The 17,326-nt window shown below is 70.4% G+C and carries 19 protein-coding genes; 8 read left to right on the forward strand and 11 right to left on the reverse strand.

Annotation, left to right across the window (positions count from 1 at the left end; genetic code table 11):
• Positions 1 to 131 precede the first annotated feature (131 nt).
• The 5 genes from MW290_RS09275 to MW290_RS09295 all read left to right on the forward strand — a co-directional run bounded on the left by MW290_RS09275 (position 132) and on the right by MW290_RS09295 (position 4,760).
• Positions 132 to 599, forward strand: a complete 468-nt coding sequence (locus tag MW290_RS09275) for a rhodanese-like domain-containing protein (protein ID WP_250194385.1) — start codon at positions 132 to 134, stop codon at positions 597 to 599.
• 47 nt (positions 600 to 646) lie between these two features.
• A complete protein-coding gene (gene epsC / locus MW290_RS09280; RefSeq protein WP_250196635.1) occupies positions 647 to 1,561 on the forward strand; it encodes a serine O-acetyltransferase EpsC in 915 nt (304 codons plus the stop codon).
• Positions 1,562 to 1,578: 17 nt separating this feature from the next.
• The gene (locus MW290_RS09285; protein ID WP_250196636.1) at positions 1,579 to 1,869 is read left to right on the forward strand and encodes a helix-turn-helix domain-containing protein; all 291 of its coding nucleotides are present in this window, start codon (positions 1,579 to 1,581) and stop codon (positions 1,867 to 1,869) included.
• An 87-nt stretch (positions 1,870 to 1,956) separates the two neighbouring features.
• Positions 1,957 to 2,889: a family 2A encapsulin nanocompartment shell protein gene (locus MW290_RS09290; RefSeq protein WP_250194386.1), complete on the forward strand. Its 933-nt coding sequence runs from the start codon at positions 1,957 to 1,959 to the stop codon at positions 2,887 to 2,889.
• Between the two features lie 8 nt (positions 2,890 to 2,897).
• Positions 2,898 to 4,760 (forward strand): family 2A encapsulin nanocompartment cargo protein cysteine desulfurase, encoded by a 1,863-nt coding sequence (locus MW290_RS09295; RefSeq protein ID WP_250194387.1) that lies wholly within the window; start codon positions 2,898 to 2,900, stop codon positions 4,758 to 4,760.
• A 31-nt stretch (positions 4,761 to 4,791) separates the two neighbouring features.
• Here the strand turns inward: MW290_RS09295 and MW290_RS09300 are convergent, their stop codons facing one another.
• From MW290_RS09300 to MW290_RS09350, 11 genes are all read right to left on the reverse strand, one after another.
• On the reverse strand, positions 4,792 to 5,085 hold the full coding sequence (locus tag MW290_RS09300) for a type II toxin-antitoxin system RelE/ParE family toxin (protein ID WP_250194388.1): 294 nt from the start codon (positions 5,083 to 5,085) through the stop codon (positions 4,792 to 4,794).
• Positions 5,082 to 5,312 carry an addiction module protein gene (locus tag MW290_RS09305; protein WP_250194389.1) on the reverse strand — a complete coding sequence of 77 codons (231 nt, stop codon included), beginning with the start codon at positions 5,310 to 5,312 and terminating at the stop codon, positions 5,082 to 5,084. Before MW290_RS09305 ends, MW290_RS09300 begins: the two co-directional genes overlap by 4 nt.
• A gap of 65 nt (positions 5,313 to 5,377) precedes the next feature.
• A complete protein-coding gene (locus tag MW290_RS09310; protein WP_375142737.1) occupies positions 5,378 to 6,193 on the reverse strand; it encodes a MetQ/NlpA family ABC transporter substrate-binding protein in 816 nt (271 codons plus the stop codon).
• 49 nt (positions 6,194 to 6,242) lie between these two features.
• Positions 6,243 to 6,983, reverse strand: coding sequence for an ABC transporter ATP-binding protein (locus tag MW290_RS09315; RefSeq protein ID WP_250194390.1), 741 nt, complete (start codon positions 6,981 to 6,983; stop codon positions 6,243 to 6,245).
• The gene (locus tag MW290_RS09320; protein ID WP_250194391.1) at positions 6,980 to 7,843 is read right to left on the reverse strand and encodes an ABC transporter permease; all 864 of its coding nucleotides are present in this window, start codon (positions 7,841 to 7,843) and stop codon (positions 6,980 to 6,982) included. The genes MW290_RS09315 and MW290_RS09320 overlap by 4 nt, the downstream gene beginning before the upstream one ends.
• 13 nt (positions 7,844 to 7,856) lie before the next feature.
• A complete protein-coding gene (locus MW290_RS09325; RefSeq protein WP_250194392.1) occupies positions 7,857 to 8,843 on the reverse strand; it encodes an aliphatic sulfonate ABC transporter substrate-binding protein in 987 nt (328 codons plus the stop codon).
• Complete coding sequence (locus MW290_RS09330; protein WP_250194393.1) at positions 8,840 to 9,682, reverse strand: MetQ/NlpA family ABC transporter substrate-binding protein; 843 nt, start codon at positions 9,680 to 9,682, stop codon at positions 8,840 to 8,842. Before MW290_RS09330 ends, MW290_RS09325 begins: the two co-directional genes overlap by 4 nt.
• A 36-nt stretch (positions 9,683 to 9,718) precedes the next feature.
• A complete protein-coding gene (locus MW290_RS09335; protein ID WP_250194394.1) occupies positions 9,719 to 10,381 on the reverse strand; it encodes a methionine ABC transporter permease in 663 nt (220 codons plus the stop codon).
• Positions 10,374 to 11,192: a methionine ABC transporter ATP-binding protein gene (locus tag MW290_RS09340; protein ID WP_250194395.1), complete on the reverse strand. Its 819-nt coding sequence runs from the start codon at positions 11,190 to 11,192 to the stop codon at positions 10,374 to 10,376. The genes MW290_RS09335 and MW290_RS09340 overlap by 8 nt, the downstream gene beginning before the upstream one ends.
• Positions 11,193 to 11,236: 44 nt before the next feature.
• Complete coding sequence (locus tag MW290_RS09345; protein ID WP_250194396.1) at positions 11,237 to 12,412, reverse strand: acyl-CoA dehydrogenase family protein; 1,176 nt, start codon at positions 12,410 to 12,412, stop codon at positions 11,237 to 11,239.
• A gap of 79 nt (positions 12,413 to 12,491) precedes the next feature.
• Positions 12,492 to 13,859 (reverse strand): LLM class flavin-dependent oxidoreductase, encoded by a 1,368-nt coding sequence (locus tag MW290_RS09350; RefSeq protein ID WP_250194397.1) that lies wholly within the window; start codon positions 13,857 to 13,859, stop codon positions 12,492 to 12,494.
• Between the two features lie 120 nt (positions 13,860 to 13,979).
• Here MW290_RS09350 and MW290_RS09355 point away from each other — a divergent pair, with 120 nt between their 5' ends.
• The 3 genes from MW290_RS09355 (at position 13,980) to MW290_RS09365 (ending at position 17,322) form a co-directional block, all read left to right on the forward strand.
• The gene (locus tag MW290_RS09355) at positions 13,980 to 15,290 is read left to right on the forward strand and encodes a PQQ-dependent sugar dehydrogenase (protein WP_250194398.1); all 1,311 of its coding nucleotides are present in this window, start codon (positions 13,980 to 13,982) and stop codon (positions 15,288 to 15,290) included.
• Between the two features lie 67 nt (positions 15,291 to 15,357).
• Positions 15,358 to 16,164, forward strand: coding sequence for an ATP-binding cassette domain-containing protein (locus MW290_RS09360; RefSeq protein WP_250194399.1), 807 nt, complete (start codon positions 15,358 to 15,360; stop codon positions 16,162 to 16,164).
• A 69-nt stretch (positions 16,165 to 16,233) separates the two neighbouring features.
• Positions 16,234 to 17,322, forward strand: coding sequence for an ABC transporter substrate-binding protein (locus tag MW290_RS09365; RefSeq protein WP_250194400.1), 1,089 nt, complete (start codon positions 16,234 to 16,236; stop codon positions 17,320 to 17,322).
• Positions 17,323 to 17,326 lie beyond the last annotated feature (4 nt).

The raw sequence follows: 17,326 nt of genomic DNA on the forward strand, positions 1-17,326 counted from the left end.
GCGCGCGCAGCTGCCCCCTGCTCTTGTTACAGCCGGCGCATATCCAAAGACGAATCGCTTCCTTGGCTGCCGGCGGTGCCCTGCTTAGGCTGGCGTTGCCGTCTATCGCCACCCGAACAGGAGCCGTACCGATGTCCGCCGTTCTCGAAGAAGTTGTCCTCCACCCCACCTTGCAGGCGGCCCAGGCCGAAGCCACGGCGCTGGGCCTGCCCTTCTCCGGCAGCGTCAGCCCGCAGCAGGCCTGGGAGCTGTTCCAGGCCGGCCAGGCCCGCATCGTCGACGTGCGCACCGCCGAGGAGCGCAAGTTCGTCGGCCAGGTGCCCGGCACCTTGCACGTGGCCTGGGCCACCGGCACCGCGCTGACCCGCAACCCGCGCTTCGTGCGCGAGCTGGAAGCCAAGGTCGGCCGCCACGACCCGGTGCTGCTGCTGTGCCGCAGCGGCAAGCGGTCGGCGCTGGCGGCAGAAGCCGCCGCCAAGGCCGGCTTCACCCGCGTGTTCAACATCCGTGAAGGCTTTGAAGGCGAGCTGAATGCCGCGCAGCAGCGCGGCACCGCCGATGGATGGCGCTACCAGGGGCTGCCGTGGCAACAGGACTGAACGACCAGTTTCAGGCCGGCACGCTGGGCGTGGAGGGCTTGACCGGCATGCTGGGCGTGCCGGGCATCGTGGCCGAGCTGCGCGCCGCGCGTGAGCGCTGGCGCACCGCGCAGAACCGGCTGCAGGAAGTGGGCGGCCGCGAGCTGCCCTCGCGCGAGGCGCTGGCCGCGGTGGTGGGCCAGTTGCGGGGCGCCTTGTTCCCGATGCGGCTGGGCCCGCCTGAGCTGCGGCAGGAGCATGAGGACGACTACATCGCCCATACGCTGCAGCAGGCGCTGGCCGAGCTGCTGGTGCAGGTGCGGCTGGAGCTGCGCCACCGTGCGCGCGGCGCGGCCGATCGGGACCAGGCGCTGGCCGAGGCCGATGCCCGCGCGGTGGCGCTGGTGCGGTCTTTCGGCCAGTCGCTGCCCGGCATCCGCGCCCTGCTGGACAGCGACGTGCTGGCCGCCTACCAGGGCGACCCCGCCGCACGCAGCGTGGACGAGGTGCTGCTGTGCTACCCGGGCATCCAGGCCATGATCCACCACCGCATCGCCCACCGGCTGTACGAGCTGGGCACGCCGCTCTTGGCCCGCATCGTGGCCGAGCTGGCCCATGGCGAGACCGGGATCGACATCCACCCGGGCGCACGCATCGGCGCGGGCTTCTTCATCGATCACGGCACCGGCGTGGTCATCGGCGAGACCGCCGAGATCGGCCGCAACGTGCGGCTGTACCAGGCGGTGACGCTGGGTGCCCGCCGCTTCGAGACCGACGAAGAGGGCCACATCCAGAAGGGCGGCGCCCGCCACCCGCTGCTGGAAGACGACGTGGTGATCTATGCCGGTGCCACGGTGCTGGGCCGCGTGACCATCGGTCGCGGCTCCACCATCGGCGGCAACGTCTGGCTCACGCACAGTGTGCCGCCGGGCAGCCGCATCACGCAGGCCCACCCCACCAGCACCGGACCGGGGGTGGCGTGATGGCGGTCGGCGTGCCGATGCCGGGCAGCCCGGCTTCCGAGGTGCCGCCGCCCACGCTGGCGGTGGGCCGCTTTGGCGCGGTGGTGCGCCAGCTGCGCGAAGGCCGCGGCTGGTCGCAGGAGCGGCTGGCCGGCGAAGCCGAGCTCAATCGCTCGTACATGGGCGAGGTGGAACGCGGCGTGGTGATGCCCTCGCTGGCCACCGCCGCCAAGCTGGCCGCTGCGCTGGGCGTGCCGCTGTCGCGCCTGCTGCAGCACTGCGAGCAGACCGAGGCCGACCGTGCGGCCGAGGCCTTTCGCTGGCTATAGCCGGTTGATCCGGCAGGGGTGGCGCAGCGATATTCGGATTCGTACTTTCGTTATTCACAACAAGTAGTTCCATTCAAGGGAGTTTCCATGTCTGAAGCATCCGCCGCGCCGCAATTGGCGCTGGGCGACAACGCCGCTCGCCAGCTGGCCAATGCCACCAAGACCGCGCCGGTCCTGTCCACCATCAGCCCGCGCTGGCTGACGCACCTGCTGCAATGGCTGCCGGTGGAGGCGGGCATCTACCGCCTGAACAAGGTCAGCAACCCGAACGACGTGCTGGTGGCCTGCACCCAGCGCGACGAATCGCGCCTGCCCAGCACCTTCGTCAACTACGAAGAGCAGCCGCGCGAGTACTTCCTGAATGCCGTCAGCACCGTGCTGGACGTGCACACCCGTGTCAGCGACCTGTACAGCAGCCCGCACGACCAGATCAAGGAACAGCTGCGCCTGACGATCGAGACGATCAAGGAGCGCCAGGAAAGCGAGCTGATCAACAACCCCGACTACGGCCTGCTGGCCAGCGTGCACCCCGACCAGGTGGTGTACCCGCTGACCGGCGCGCCCACGCCCGACGACCTGGACGAGCTGCTGAGCAAGGTGTGGAAGGAGCCCGCCTTCTTCCTGACCCACCCGCTGGCCATCGCCGCCTTCGGCCGTGAGTGCACCCGCCGCGGCGTGCCGCCGCCGACGGTGAGCCTGTTCGGCAGCCAGTTCCTGACCTGGCGCGGCCTGCCGCTGATTCCCAGCGACAAGGTGCCGGTGGCCGATGGCAAGACCAAGATCCTGCTGCTGCGCGTGGGCGACAAGCGCCAGGGCGTAGTGGGCCTGTACCAGCCGGGCCTGGCCGGTGAACAAAGCCCGGGCCTGAGCGTGCGCTTCATGGGCATCAACCGCAACGCCATCGCTTCGTACCTGATCTCGCTGTACTGCTCGCTGGCGGTGCAGACCGACGACGCGCTGGCGGTGCTGGAAGACGTCGAGATCGGCAAGTACCACGAGTACCCCGACACCTACAAGTGACCACCGGCATGAGCGTGGACACCCTTCTCGACAACGTGGCGCACCCGGTGCCGCCGCCGGGCCTGCCCGACGCGGCCACGCTGGCGCGGCTGGCGGGCGAGTTCTTCGCGGCGCTGCCGGGGGGCGCACCGTCGTTGCCGGCTTCGCTGCCCGCCGCGCCCGTGCTGGGCGCGGTCGCGTCGCCGGTCGGCCAGGCCAACCCGGCGGTGGGCGGCGTGCCGGTGCCGGCCAACGTGCAGCCTGCCGGCCTGGCGCTGCCGCCCGGCAGCCACGGCCCGGCCACGCCTTCGCTGCAGCCGCTGGGCGCCACCGCACCGGGCGCCAACCTGGTGCCCAGCTCGCCGCAGGCCCCGGCCAACGTGGCGGCGCAGGCGCCTTCGCTGCTGCCGCATGCGCAGGCGCCCAACGGCGTGCCCGACCATGCGCTGGTGGCCGCGCCGGCCTACGACGGCCGTGCCGGCAGCCAGCTGCTGGGCGTGCCCCAGTTGCCGCAGGTGCCGGCGCTGCCACTGCCCGGCCACCCTGGCCATGGCGGCTTGCCCGGTGCCGGCGTGCCGGCGCCCGCGGGTGCCACCGGCTACTACTTCATCGATGGCCCGGGCACGCGCGCACCGGCGGCTGCGGCCCCGGCGACGCCAGCCGCAACACCGGCCTTCGACGTGAACGCGGTGCGCCGTGACTTCCCCATCCTGCAGGAGCGGGTGAACGGCAAGCAGCTGGTGTGGTTCGACAACGCGGCCACCACCCACAAGCCGCAGGCGGTGATCGACCGGCTGGCGTACTTCTACGCGCACGAGAACTCCAACATCCACCGGGCGGCGCACACGCTGGCCGCCCGCGCCACCGACGCCTACGAGGGCGCGCGCGAAACCGTGCGCCGCTTCATCGGCGCCGGCAGCGTGGACGAGGTGATCTTCGTGCGGGGCACCACCGAAGGCATCAACCTGATCGCCAAGAGCTGGGGCGCCAAGCACATCGGGGCGGGCGACGAGATCATCGTCTCGCACCTGGAGCACCACGCCAACATCGTGCCCTGGCAGCAGCTGGCGGCCGAGAAGGGCGCGGTGATCCGCGTGATCCCGGTGGACGACGACGGCCAGGTCATCCTGTCTGAGTACGCCAAGCTGCTGGGCCCGCGCACCAAGCTCGTCTCGTGCACCCAGGTGTCGAATGCGCTGGGCACCGTCACGCCGGTGCAGCAGATCGTGGCCATGGCCCATGCGGCCGGCGCGCGGGCGCTGGTGGACGGCGCGCAGTCGGTCTCGCACATGCGGGTGGACGTGCGGGCGCTGGACGCCGACTTCTTCGTGTTCTCGGGCCACAAGATCTTCGGGCCCACCGGCATCGGCGCGGTGTATGGCAAGCGCGAGGTGCTGGAGGACATGCCGCCCTGGCAGGGCGGCGGCAACATGATTGCCGACGTGACCTTCGAGCGCACCGTCTACCACGGGCCGCCCACGCGCTTCGAGGCCGGCACCGGCAACATCGCCGATGCGGTGGGCCTGGGCGCGGCGCTGCAGTATGTGGAGCGCATCGGCATCGAAGCCATCGGCGCTTATGAGCATGCGCTGCTGGACTACGCCACCCACCACATCCGGCCCATCCCCGGCGTGCGGCTGGTGGGCACCGCGGCCCACAAGGCCAGCGTGCTCAGCTTCGTGCTGGCGGGCTACAGCACCGAAGAAGTGGGCCAGGCACTGAACCAGGAAGGCATTGCGGTGCGCACCGGTCACCACTGTGCACAACCCATCCTGCGCCGCTTCGGCCTGGAAACCACGGTGCGGCCGTCACTGGCCTTCTACAACACCTGCGAAGAAGTCGACCGCATGGTGGCCGTGGTGCAGCAACTGGCCCACCGCCGTCGGCGGTGAACCTGCAGGCCGGCGCCGGGAGGCGCCGGCGTCATTTTCGCGATCGCCAGTACCCGGGCTTGCGCCTGAACGGCGCCACCGCGAGGATGTCCAAGGCCTCGGGCGTTTCCCGATACACGATGGCGCACGGAAACGACTTCGGAAAGACCCGCCGTGTGCCTTGCTGGTGGGGACTGCCGACTTGCGGCATCGACTCTGCCAGGCGCACGGCCGCTTCGACTGGGGTCAGAAAGCGCAGCCCCAACCCTGGGCTGCGCTCTTCGTAGTACAGGCTCTGCGCTTCCAACTCCGCCAGCGCTTCGGGGTGAAAGCGGGCGGGCTTCACGGTCTCAGTTGAGCGCGGACGCGGGCGAACGCCTGATCTGCCGGAATCGCTTCCACAGCGCCAGTCTCCAGATCGGCGATACGGCGACGCAGCTCATCGCTCCAGGCCGTATCAACGTCGGACTCGGCCGGGTCAAGGCTGGCCAGCAACGCCTCGGCCAGCCGGGCCCGGTCCTCGGGCGGCAGGGATTGGGCTTGGGCGGAAAGTTCAGCAACGAGGTCGGTCATGGCAACTCCCGGGTGGGCGTTGCCAGTCTAAGCCTGCTCGACCGGACGATGCATGCTGGGGGCCGTTAGAACGCCGGCACCATCGACCCGCTGAACTGGCTTTCCACCAGCTGGCGCACTTCGGGCGACTGGAAGGCCTTGAGCAGCTTGGGCACCCAGGGCTTGTCCTTGTCGGCGGTGCGCACCACCAGCAGGTTGGCGTAGGGGCTTTGCGCCGCTTCGATGGCGATGGCGTCACGGGTGGGCACCAGGCCGGCCTGCAGCGCGTAGTTGGTGTTGATGGCCGCGGCGTCCAGGTCGTCCAGCGAGCGGGGCAACTGCGCCGCTTCCACCTGCACGATCTGCAGCTTCTTGGGGTTGGCCACCACCTCGGCCACGGTGGCGCTGATGCCGGCCGTGGGCTTGAGCTGGATGACGCCGGCCTTTTGCAGCAGCTGCAGCGCGCGGCCGCTGTTGGACGGGTCGTTCTGGATGCCCACCTTGGCGCCGGCCGGCAGGTCGGTCAGCGACTTGTAGCGCTTGGAATAAAAGCCCATCGGGAAGGTGACCGTCGCCCCCACCGCGGTGAGCTTGTAGCCGCGGGCCTGGATCTGCGTGTCCAGGAAGGGCTTGTGCTGGTAGCTGTTGGCCTCCACGTCGCCGGCATCGAGGGCGGCGTTGGGCTGGATGTAGTCCTGGAACTCGACGATCTTGAGCACCAGGCCGTCGCGCGCTGCCACCTTCCTGGCCACCTCGGCGATCTGCGCGTGCGGGCCGGCGGTGACGGCGATGCGCACCGTGGTGTCCTGCGCATGGGCGGTGCCGGTGGCAGCCATGGCGGCGATCATGGCCGACGCCAGGCCGCCCAGCAGCAGACGTCGCTGCGTGGTCTTGGTCTTCATGTCTTCTTGCTTGCGGGTTGGGAAAGGGAAGGGACAGCGGGCGCAGTGATCACAGCGCATGCGCGGCGTGCAGCGCGTGCCGCACGGCGCGGGCGGCGTCGGCCACGCCGGGGGTATCGGCCTCGCGCGGGTGGGGCAGGGCCACCGGCAGCTGGGCGGCGATGCGGCCGGGGTCGGCTTCGAACACCAGCACGCGGTCGGCCAGGGTCACGGCCTCGTCGATGTCGTGGGTGACCAGCAGCACCGTGATGCCATGGGCCTGCGCCACCCGGCGCAGCAGCGCCTGCAGCCGCAGCCGGGTGAAGGCATCGACCGCGGAGAAGGGTTCGTCCAGCAGCAGCAGCCGGGGTTGCACGAAGAGGCCGCGGGCGATGGCCACCCGCTGGGCCTGCCCGCCCGACAGCTGCTTGGGCAGGCGGTCGGCCAGGCCGGCCAGGCCCACTTCTTCGAGCAGCGCTTCCACCCGCGGGCGCTGGCTGCGCGCCGCGTCGTCGTCGAAGGCCACGTTGCCGGCCACCGTCAGCCAGGGGAACAGCCGCGGCTCCTGGAACACGAAGCGGATGTCGCGCGTGGGCGCGGTGACGGGCATGCCTGCCAGCAGCACACGGCCCTGGTAGTCGCGGTCCAGGCCGGCGACGATGCGCAGCAGCGTGCTCTTGCCGCAGCCGCTGGCGCCCACCAGGGCCACGCATTCACCGGCCTGCAGCTGCAGCGACACGTCCTGCAGCACGGTGCGCGGGCCGAAGGCTTTGCGCTGCACCTGCAGGCTCAGCAGAGGGGGCTGGCTCATCGGCGCGTCTCCAGCGTGTCGCGCCAGGCCAGCCAGCGGCGTTCCAGCGTCTGCATGGCGGTGTCGCTGAGCTTGCCCAGCAGGGCCAGCAGCACGATGGCGGCCAGCACCACGTCGGCACGGCCGGTTTCGCGGCCGTCGGTCAGCAGGTAGCCCAGGCCGCGGGTGGCGGCGATCAGCTCGGCCGCCACCATGAACATCCACGCCAGGCTGAGGCCGTTGCGCAGGCCGGTGAGCACCGTGGGCAGCGCGGCCGGCAGCAGCACCCGGCGCACCAGCGCGGCAGGCCGCAGGCCGGCCAGCTCGGCCACTTCCACCAGCTTGCGGTCGACGTCGCGAAAGCCCGACGACACGCCCATGTACACCGGGAAGAAGGCGCCGATGGCGATCAAGGTGAGCTTGGGTGCTTCGTCGATGCCCAGCCACAGCAGCAGCAAGGGCACCCACGCCAGCGAAGGGATGGCGCGCAGCGCCTGGAAGCTGGGGTCCAGCAACGCGGCGGCCCGGCGGTTGAGCCCCACCAGCGCGCCGACCACGATGGCCAGCAGCGCGCCGATGGCAAAGCCGGCGGCCACGCGGGTGCTGCTGGCCAGCAGGTGGCCCGCCAGTTCACCGCCCTGGGCCAGCTGCGCCAGCGTGCGTGCGATCTCGCTGGGCGGTGGCAGCAGGTGCGGCGGCACCCAGCCCAGCCGGGCCGAGGCTTCCAGCAGCGCCAAGGCCAGTGCCGGCAGCAGCAGGCCCCAGGCGGCGCGGGGGCCGGGGTTTGAAGCCGGTGCCAACGGCGCCGGCGTAGCTGGCTCGGCCGGTGCAGGCCGTTGGCCCGCCCGCGCCGACAGCGGCGGATGCAGCGCGTCCGTCATGCGGCTTGCTCCGTCAGCCGGTGCTGCCCAGCAGCCCGCGGGCGAACTGCGTGTCCACCAGCGCGGTGATGGTGCGCGGCAGGTCGGTGCCGGGCTTGACCAGCTGCTCGTCCAGCAGGATGGGGGCGGCCGCACGCAGCGCGTCCACGTGCTCGGCCGAGGGTTGCGGGTTGCTCAGGTCGGTGCGCAGCTTCAGCTGCAGCAGCGCCACCTGCAGGCTGACCTTGGCTTCTTCCGACAGGATCTTGGCGGCTTCGGTGGTGTTGCCGATGATCCACTTGCGCGCCCGTTCATAACCGGCGATCACGCGGCGCAGGGCCTCGGGGTGGCGCTGCTGGAAGTCTTCGCGCACGTTCAGGAAGCCGTAGGTGTTGAAGGCCACGTGGCGGTAGATCAGGCGCGAGCCGGCGTCCAGTTCGCTGGCGGCCATCAGCGGGTCCAGGCCGGCCCAGGCGTCCACCCGGCCCTGCTCCAGCGCCACACGGCCGTCGGCATGCTGCAGCGCCACGTGCTCGATGTCGCCGCGCTTGAGCTGCGCCACCTTCAGCGCGCGCAACAAGAACAGGTAGGGGTCGGTGCCCTTGGTGGCCGCCACCTTCTTGCCCTTGAGGTCGGCCAGGCTGCGGATGGGCGAATCTCGCCGCACCACCAGCGCCGTCCATTCGGGCCGCGAGAAGATGTACGGCGTGCGGATCGGGTTGCCGTTGGCCTTGGCCAGCAGCGCCGCCAGGCCGGCGCTGGAGCCGATGTCGATGCTGCCGCTGTTGAGGTATTCCAGCGCCCGGTTGCTGCCGGCGCTGAGCACCCATTTCACGGCGGTGCCGTCACGGCCGAAGTCTTCTTCCAGCCAGCCGAAGCGCCGCAGCACCAGGCTGGCAGGCGAGTAGTAGGCGTAGTCCAGCCGCAGTTCTTTGGGCGCTTCGGCCGCGCGCAACAGGCCGGGCAGGGCCAGCAGGCCGGCGCTGGCCGCGCCGGAGCGCAACAGGTGACGCCGCTTCATTTGGCCGCTCCCGACAGCAGGGCCTGTTGATAGTCGGGCGGCACGAAGCCGGCGAACTTCTGCTGCGTCACCGCCAGGAACTCGCGGGAGCGGTAGGCCTCGGCGATGTCCTTGACCCAGGGCTTGTCCTTGTCCTCGGTGCGGATGGCCACCAGGTTCTGGTAGGTGGGGCCCGTCTTTTCCAGCGCCAGTGCCTCGGTGAGCTTGAGGCCCGAGGCCAGCGCGAAGTTGCCGTTGACGAAGCTGTAGTCGGTGTCGTCCAGGCTGCGGGGCAGCTGCGCCGCCTCGATGGGCACCAGCTTGAGCTTCTTCGGGTTCTGGGCCACGTCCTTCTCGCTGGCGCGGATGGGGTCATAGCCTTCGCGCAGCTTCAGCCAGCCGATCTCCTGCAGCACCAGCAGCGCCCGCGCCGCATTGGTGGGGTCGTTGGGCAGGGCCACGGTGGCGCCTTCCTTCACGTCCAGCGTCTTGTGCTTCTTGCTGTAGAAGGCGATGGGCGCGGTGGGCACCTTCAGCAGCTCGGTCAGCGCCAGCTTGTTCTCGGTGGCGAACTTGGTGAGGTAGACGATGTGCTGGAAGGCGTTGGCATCCAGCGCACCCTGTGCCAGCGCGAAGTTGGGCTGGATGTAGTCGTTGAACTCCACCACCTTGACGCGGTAGCCCTTCTTCTCGAGCAGCGGCTTGATGCCCAGCTTGATCTGGTCGGCATAAGGCCCGGCCGTGGCGCCGAAGACCAGTTCCTTCTTGTCCTGCGCCTGGGCGGGCGACAGCGCGGCGGCCAGCGCCAGGCCGGCGGTAAGGGCGAACGAAGCGACGAGGTCGCGGCGGGTGTACGTCATGCTGACATCCTTGACTTGATCAACCAGTTTTCTTGTTCAGCGCTTGTCCAGCCGGCGCGCCAGTGCGTTGCCGCTGAACTGGATGGCCTGCACCAGCACCACCAGGATGGCGACGGTGAGCACCATCACGTCGGTCTGGAAGCGGTAGTAGCCGTAGCGGATGGCCAGGTCACCGATGCCGCCGCCGCCCACCACACCGGCCACCGCCGAGTACGAGAGGAAGCTGATGGCCAGCACCGTGAGGGCCAGCACCAGGCCGGAGCGCGCTTCCACCAGCAGCACCCGGGCCACGATCTGCAGGTCCGACGCTCCCATCGCATGGGCGGCTTCGATCACGCCGCGCGGCACTTCGCGCAGGTTCTGCTCCACCAGCCGCGCGAAGTAGGGGATGGCCGCGAACGACAGCGGCACCGCAGCCGCCACCGGCCCGATGGAGCTGCCGGCGATCACCCGCGTGATGGGTACCAGCGCCACCAGCAGGATGATGAACGGGAAGGAACGCACCGTGTTCACCAGCCAACTCACCACGGTGAACAGCGCGCGGTTCTCCAGCGTCTGCCCCGGGCTGAGCAGGAACAGCCAGATGCCCAGCGGCCCGCCGATCAACACCGCGGCGCTGAGGCCGATGCCCAGCATCAGAAAGGTTTGCCCGATGGCGGTCCACAGCTCGGGCAGGATGGCGGCGATGTTCTCAGGCATAGGCGGCCTCCAGGCGGTCGAGGTCGTTGCGGGTTTCCGGGCTGGCCCTGAGCCGCACCAGGTCGCGGCCCAGGCGGGTGATGGGCAGGCGGCTGGTGTCGTCCACCGCAAAGCGCTCGGCGATGCGGCCTTCCTCCACCACGGCCACGTGGCGGCACAGCGAGGTCACCACCGGCAGCTCATGGGTGACGATGACGATGGTGACGCCCAGCTTGGCGTTGATGTCGCGCAGCGTGGCCAGCAGCGATTCGGTGGTCTCGGCGTCCAGCGCCGAGGTAGGCTCGTCGCACAGCAGCACGTCGGGCTGCGGCGCCAGCGCGCGGGCGATGGCCACGCGCTGCTTCTGCCCGCCCGACAGCTGGGCCGGGTGGCTGTGCAGCTTGTCGGCAATGCCCACCAGCTGCAGGCACTCACGCACCCGCGCATCGATCTGGGCCGCAGTGTCGCCGCCGTGGATGCGCAGCGGAAAGGCCACGTTGTCGAACACGCTGGCGTTCTGCAGCAGGTTGAACTGCTGGAAGATCATGCCGATGTTCTGCCGTGCCTCGCGCAGCTCGCGCTTGCCCAGCGCGGTCAGCTCACGGCCGGCCACGAACACGCGGCCCTGGTCGGGCCGCTCCAGCAGGTTGACCAGGCGCAGCAGCGTGGACTTGCCGGCGCCGCTCTTGCCGACGAGGCCGAACACGTCGCCGCGCGGGATGTCGAGCGAGGTGGCTTGCACCGCATCGAAGTGTCGGCCATCAGGCAGCTTGAAGCGCTTGCTGACGTTGTCCAGCCGGATCAACGGCAGTTCTTGTGGTGGGGCGGTCATGGAGAGGAGTCCTTGGGTCGGGCTCGGATCAGGGATCGGGAGATTCAGGAATACGAGCTGGGCTCGGGCACATGGCCCTCCAGCCGGTGGCGGCCGATGTCGCGCAGCTTCAGGTCCACCGGGTCGTGCAGCGTGTGCACGCGGGCGTTGCGCCAGAAGCGGTCCAGCCCCAGGCGACCGCTGGTGGCGCCGGCGCCGGCCAGTTCAAACACCTGCGAGCTGACGTCGATGCCCGCGCGGTGCGCCAGCACCTTGGCTTCGGAGATGGCGATGGCCAGCGCGCCGCGGCCGCTGGCGTCCAGCGCCTCGCCCTGCTCGAAGGCCGCCTGCAGCTGCAGCGCAGCCGCTTCGCAGGCCAGCTCGGCCGGGCGCAGCAGCAGCCACAGCTCGCCATAGCGCTGCTGCAGCTGCGGCTCGTCGGCCAGGCGCGCGGCGTGGCCGTTGGGCCAGGGGCGCGCACGCTCCAGCGTGTAGCGGCGGCCGGCCTCGTACGCAGCCTGGCCGATGCCCAGGTACAGGTTGGCCATGATCAGCTGCGACACCAGCGTGCGCAGCGTGGCGCGTGGCGTGGAGGTGCTGCCGGGCGCCTGCAGCACGTCGCGCTGGGGCAGGAACACGTCGTGGAAGTGCACCGTGCCGCTGTCGGTCTGGCGTTGGCCGAAGGCGTCCCAGTCCTGCTGTACGGTGATGCCTTCGGCCTGCGTGGCCAGGTGGCCCACCAGGCGCGCGCTGCTGCCATCGGCCAGCTGCACCTGGGCGCCCACCACCAGCCGGTCGGAACCGACCGAGCCCGAGGCATAACTCTTGGGGCCTTGCAGCCGCCAGCCATCGGCCACCGGCTGCGCCACCAGGCGGGTGTCCTGCGGGTTGAGGGCATTGCCCCAGAACCAGCCTTCGGACTGCGAGCGCGGCAGCAGCGTCCGCTGCTGGGCGGGCGTGCCCCATAGCAGCACCGTGGCCACCTGCAGGTGGTGGAAGGCAAACACATGGGCCAGTGCGCTGTCGGCCTGGGCCAGCCGGCGCACCACGCGGTACAGCGTGGGCCAGCTGGCGCCCAGGCCGCCGGCGTCCTGCGGAATCAGCAGGCCCAGCAGGCCGCTGTCGCGGATGGCCTGGCGCTCGGCGGCGGCATGGCCGCCCTGGCGGTCGCGTTCCACCGCCGTGGCCTCCAGCTGCCGCGCCAGTCGTTCGGTACGTTCGTTGATCCAGTCACTGCCCATGGCGGCAGTGTTGCGTTTGCAGCAGGGCCGGCCAACGAATGTTTCCGACGCTGCTTGTTCAAAAAATGTCGAACGAAGCTCAGCTGCCGGTCGGCCGCCGGAAGGCCGCGGCGGCGTGTTGTTGCGGCAGCTGGTCACCCGCCCCCAGCAGCTTGTGGCGCAGGCTGCCGGTTTCGTAGGTCGTCTTGTAGACGCCGCGGTTCTGCAGCTCGGGCACCACCAGGTCGATGAAATGCTCGTAGCTTTCGGGCACCACGGTGCGGCTCAGGTTGAAGCCGTCGATGCCGGTGTCGGCGATCCAGGACTGCAGCTCGTCGGCCACCTGCTGCGCATCGCCCACGATGGCCGGGTAGCGGCCGCCCAGCTCGAACAGCTGCAGCAGCTTGCGCCGCGTCCAGCCATGCTCCTGCGCACTGCGGCGCGCCGATTCGATGGCCTGGCCCGGCTGGTAGTCCACCGGCGCGTCCAGGTCGTAGCGCGCGAAGTCGACACCCACCGAGGCGGCGAAGTGCGCCAGCCCGGCATCGCGGCTGGCGTACTGCAGGTAGTCGGCGTACAGGTCGCGCGCTTCTGCGGCGGTGCGGCCGGTGACCACCGCGGTGCCCATGAACACCTTGACGTCGTCGGGCTGGCGGCCGGCCTGCACCAGCGCTTCGCGCAGGCTTTGCACGGTGCGGCGCGCGGTGGCCTTGTCGGGTGGCGAGATGAACACGCACTCGGCATGGCGGGCTGCAAAGCGCTGGCCGCGGCCTGAGCTGCCCGCCTGGAACAGCACCGGCGTGCGCTGCGGCGAAGGCTCGGCCAGGTGGTAGCCCTGCAGCTGGAACCAGCGGCCCTGGTGCTTGACTTCATGCACCTTGGCCGGGTCGGTGAACAGGCGCCGCGCCTTGTCGCGCAGCACCGCGCCGTCTTCCCAGCTGCCTTCCCACAGCTGGTAGAGCACGTCCATGAACTCGTCGGCGCGGTCATAGCGCTCGTCGTGCGGCGCCTGGCCGGCCAGGCCCATCGCACGGGCCGCGCTGTCCAGGTAGCCGGTGACGATGTTCCAGCCGATGCGGCCGCTGGTCAGGTGGTCCAGCGTGGAGAAGCGCCGCGCCAGCAGGTAGGGCTGCTCGTAGCTCAGGTTCACCGTGACGCCGAAGCCCAGGTGCCTTGTGGCCGCGGCCATGGCCGAGACCAGCATCAGCGGATCGTTGACCGGCAGCTGGATGGACTCGCGCAGCGGCAGGTCCACGTTGCCCTGGTACACGTCGTACACGCCCACGATGTCGGCCAGGAACAGGCCATCGAACAGGCCGCGCTCCAGCGTGCGGGCCAGGTCGGTCCAGTAGGGCAGGGTGTTGTAGTCACCCGACCGGTCGCGCGGGTGCGTCCACAGCCCGTGGTTGATGTGGCCCACGCAGTTCATGTTGAACGCGTTGAGCAGGATGTGCGGTGAGCGCGCCATGGCCGGGCAAAGCCATGATTGCAGCGCGGGGTGGGGGTGGCGGGCTACGAAGGATTTCGACGCAGCTTATGCAAGTCATCGACACTCCACCCCACACACCAACAGCCGGAGGCGGTTTCGATGGGCTTTTACGATGTATTCGCGCGGGCCGTGGCCCTGGTGGGGGCGGGGGCCATCCGGTGGCGGCGGCTGCAGGGCGCCACACCCGCGCAGGCGGTGGGCACCGCGCCGCAGATTCCGGCGGGGCAGCCGCAGGGTGCCATTCCCACGCTGAAGATGCCCACCGCCCGCGGCTGGTCGGCTGGGCAGGTGCCGGCGGCCGCGCCGGGGCTGAAGGTGAACGCATTTGCCGACGGCCTCAAGCACCCGCGCTGGGTGCAGGTGCTGCCCAACGGCGACGTGACGGTGGCGGAGGCGCTGCAGTCGGCCGGGCGGCCGCGCACGCTATTCGACCATGCGATGGTGGCCACCATGCAACGCGCCGCCGCCATCGGCGAGAGCCCCAACCGCATCACGCTGCTGCGCGATGCCGACGGTGACGGCGTGGCCGAGCAGCGCCACGTGCTGCTGCAGCAGCTCAACCAGCCCTTCGGCATGGCGCTGGTGGGTGACACCTTCTACGTGGGCAACACCGACGGCGTGATGGCCTACCCGTACACGCCGGGCGCCACACAGATCACCTCGCCGGGCCGGCGCCTGTCCACCTACAAGACCCGCGGCCACTGGACGCGCAGCCTGCTGCCCAGCCGCGACGGCCGGCGGCTGTACGTGGGCGTGGGCTCGCTCAGCAACATCGCCGAGCATGGCTTCGAGGCCGAAGAAGGCCGCGCCTGCATCCAGGAGCTGGACCTGGCCACCGGCCGCGAGCGCACCTTTGCCAGCGGCCTGCGCAACCCGGTGGGCCTGGCCTGGGAGCCGGTCACCGGCCGCCTGTGGACGGTGGTGAACGAGCGCGACGGCCTGGGCGACGAGACGCCGCCCGACTACCTCACTTCGGTGAGCGACGGCGGCTTCTACGGCTGGCCCTACTGCTACTGGGGCAAGACGGTGGACGACCGCGTGCCGCAGGACCCGGCCAAGGTGGCCAGCGCGCTGCAGCCCGACTTTGCGCTGGGCGGCCACACCGCCTCGCTGGGGCTGTGCTGGATGCCGGCCGGCACGCTGCCTGGCTTCGAGGTCGATGGCATGGTGATCGGCCAGCACGGCTCCTGGAACCGCAGCAAGCTCAGCGGCTACAAGGTGGTGTTCGTGCCCTTCGCCAACGGCCGGCCTTCGGGCGCGGTGCGCGACATCCTGTGGGGCTTCCTGGCGCCCGACGAATCGGTGTCCTACGGTCGCCCGGTGGGCGTGGCCATCGGCCCCGACGGCCGCTCGCTGCTGGTGGCCGACGACGTGGGCGACGTGGTGTGGCGGGTGACGGCCGCCGCTTGAGCGGAACGCATAAGCATCCGCGATTCGCTTCGTTGCCCGTGCCCGGCGGGCTGTCTAGGGTGGGGCCATGCCCCTTACTCCGTTCCAGGCGCCGGCTGCACCGGCGCCTTCGGCCCCGCGGCCGCCGGGCCTGCCTGAAGCCTTGCTGCGCTTTCGGCGCCAGCTGGACGAGCCTGCCTGGTGCGGCGGCCCGGCCGGGCTGGTGCTGCGGCTGCAGGCGCCGCAGGACGGCCTGGACCTGCAGCTGGCCGCCGGCCAGCTGGTGCTGGTGACCGGCCTGCCCGGCAGCGGCAAGAGCCATCTGCTGCGGCAGCTGCAGCAGCATGCGCTGGCCGATGGCTGGCGGCACGACCTGCAGCACCTGGGCCCGCCCGGCAGTGGTCCCGATGGCCTGCGGTCCTGGCGCCGGCTGCTGCACCAGGCACGCGGTGCCGACCGCCAGCAGGCGGCACAGCAGGCACTGCGCGCCCTGCAGGCGGTGGGCCTGGGGCCGCTGGTGCTGCAACGTGCCTGGCGGCTGGCGCCCGAGCACCGCTACCTGGCTGCTTTGGCACTGGCCTTGGCCCGCCCCGCCCCTGCGCTGCTGCTGGACGAACCGCTGGCCGGGCAGCCACCCTCGGCCGCTGCCGGCCTGCGGCTGCTGGTGCGCCATGCGCTGCGCCACAGCGGCAGCACCTTGGTGCTGGCCACACGCCAACCCGCGGCCTGGCTGGACCTGGCCGACCGGGTGCTGTTGCTGGAAGGTGGTGCCGTGACCTGCGATGCACCCGTGCCGCTGCCGCGTTCGCAGCAGCAACCGGTGCTGGCTTTGCTGCGCCAGCGGCTGTTGCTGCGTTTGAAGCAGGCCGGCCTGGACCTGCATATCCAAAGTTGAAATGAAACTTTCACCTGTCTAGGCAAGCTGCCTATCGTGCATCCCACGCTTTCACGAAGGGATGTCGACATGAGCTTGCAACGCTGGCTGGGCCTGGGGTTCGCCTCCCTGGTGCTCGCCCTCTTCACCCTGGCCGCCCAGGCCCAGAACCCCAACGTGGTGCGCATCGGCGTGGCCAACGGCGGCGTGGGCACACCACCGCGCACCGGCGGCTCCACGGTGGGCATCGTCAATGCGCAGGGCCTGCTCGAGAAGGAGTTCGAGCGTGACGGCATCCAGGTGCAGTGGATCTTCTTCAAGGGCGCCGGCCCGGCGGTGAACGAGGCACTGGTCAACAAGCAGCTGGACTTCGCCTGGCAGGGCGACCTGCCCAGCATCGTGCACCGTGCCGGTGGCGTGAAGACCAAGATCATCGTCGGCAGCGGCGTGCGCAACGGCCTGTACCTGGGCGTGCCGCCCGACTCCACCGTCACCCGGCTGGAAGACCTCAAGGGCAAGCGGGTGGCGGTGTTCAAGGGCACCAACCTGCACCTGGCCGCGGTGCGCGCGCTGGCCGCCAAGGGCCTGAAGGAAACCGACCTCAAGCTGATCAACCTGGACACCGCCGGCGCGCAGGCGGCGCTGGCCACCAAGGACATCGACGCCGCCTTCGGCTACGTGGAGCTGTTTTCGCTGCGCGAGAAGGGCGCTGCCAAGGTGGTGTGGTCGGCCGCGCAGGACAGCTACCGCTTCACGCGGCAGACGGTGCTGCTGGTCACCGACGACTTCGCGCAGCGCCATCCGCAGGTGGTGCAGCGCGTGGTCAACACCGTGGTGAAGGCGGCGCGCGCCTACTCCGACGAGCAGCAGCGTGGCGAGCTGTTTGCCCAATGGGGCAAGGCCGAGCTGCCCGAGCGCTTCTGGCGTGAGGACTTCATCGGCCAGCCGCTGCGGGTGCGTCTGTCGCCGCTGCTCGACCCCTTCCTGGTGGCCCGCTACAAGGACGCGGCGGCCGAGGCGCATGCCCTCAAGCTCACCCGCAGCGTGCCCGAGATCGACAGCTGGTTCGACCGCCGCTACCTGGACGTGGCGCTCAAGGAGCTGAAGCTGGAAGGCTACTGGCCCGAGTACGCGGCCGATGGCGAACTGGCCGGCAGCAAGCTCGCCGCCGCACGCTGAAGGA

Source organism: Aquincola tertiaricarbonis (genome assembly GCF_023573145.1).
Classification (GTDB): domain Bacteria; phylum Pseudomonadota; class Gammaproteobacteria; order Burkholderiales; family Burkholderiaceae_C; genus Aquincola; species Aquincola tertiaricarbonis_B.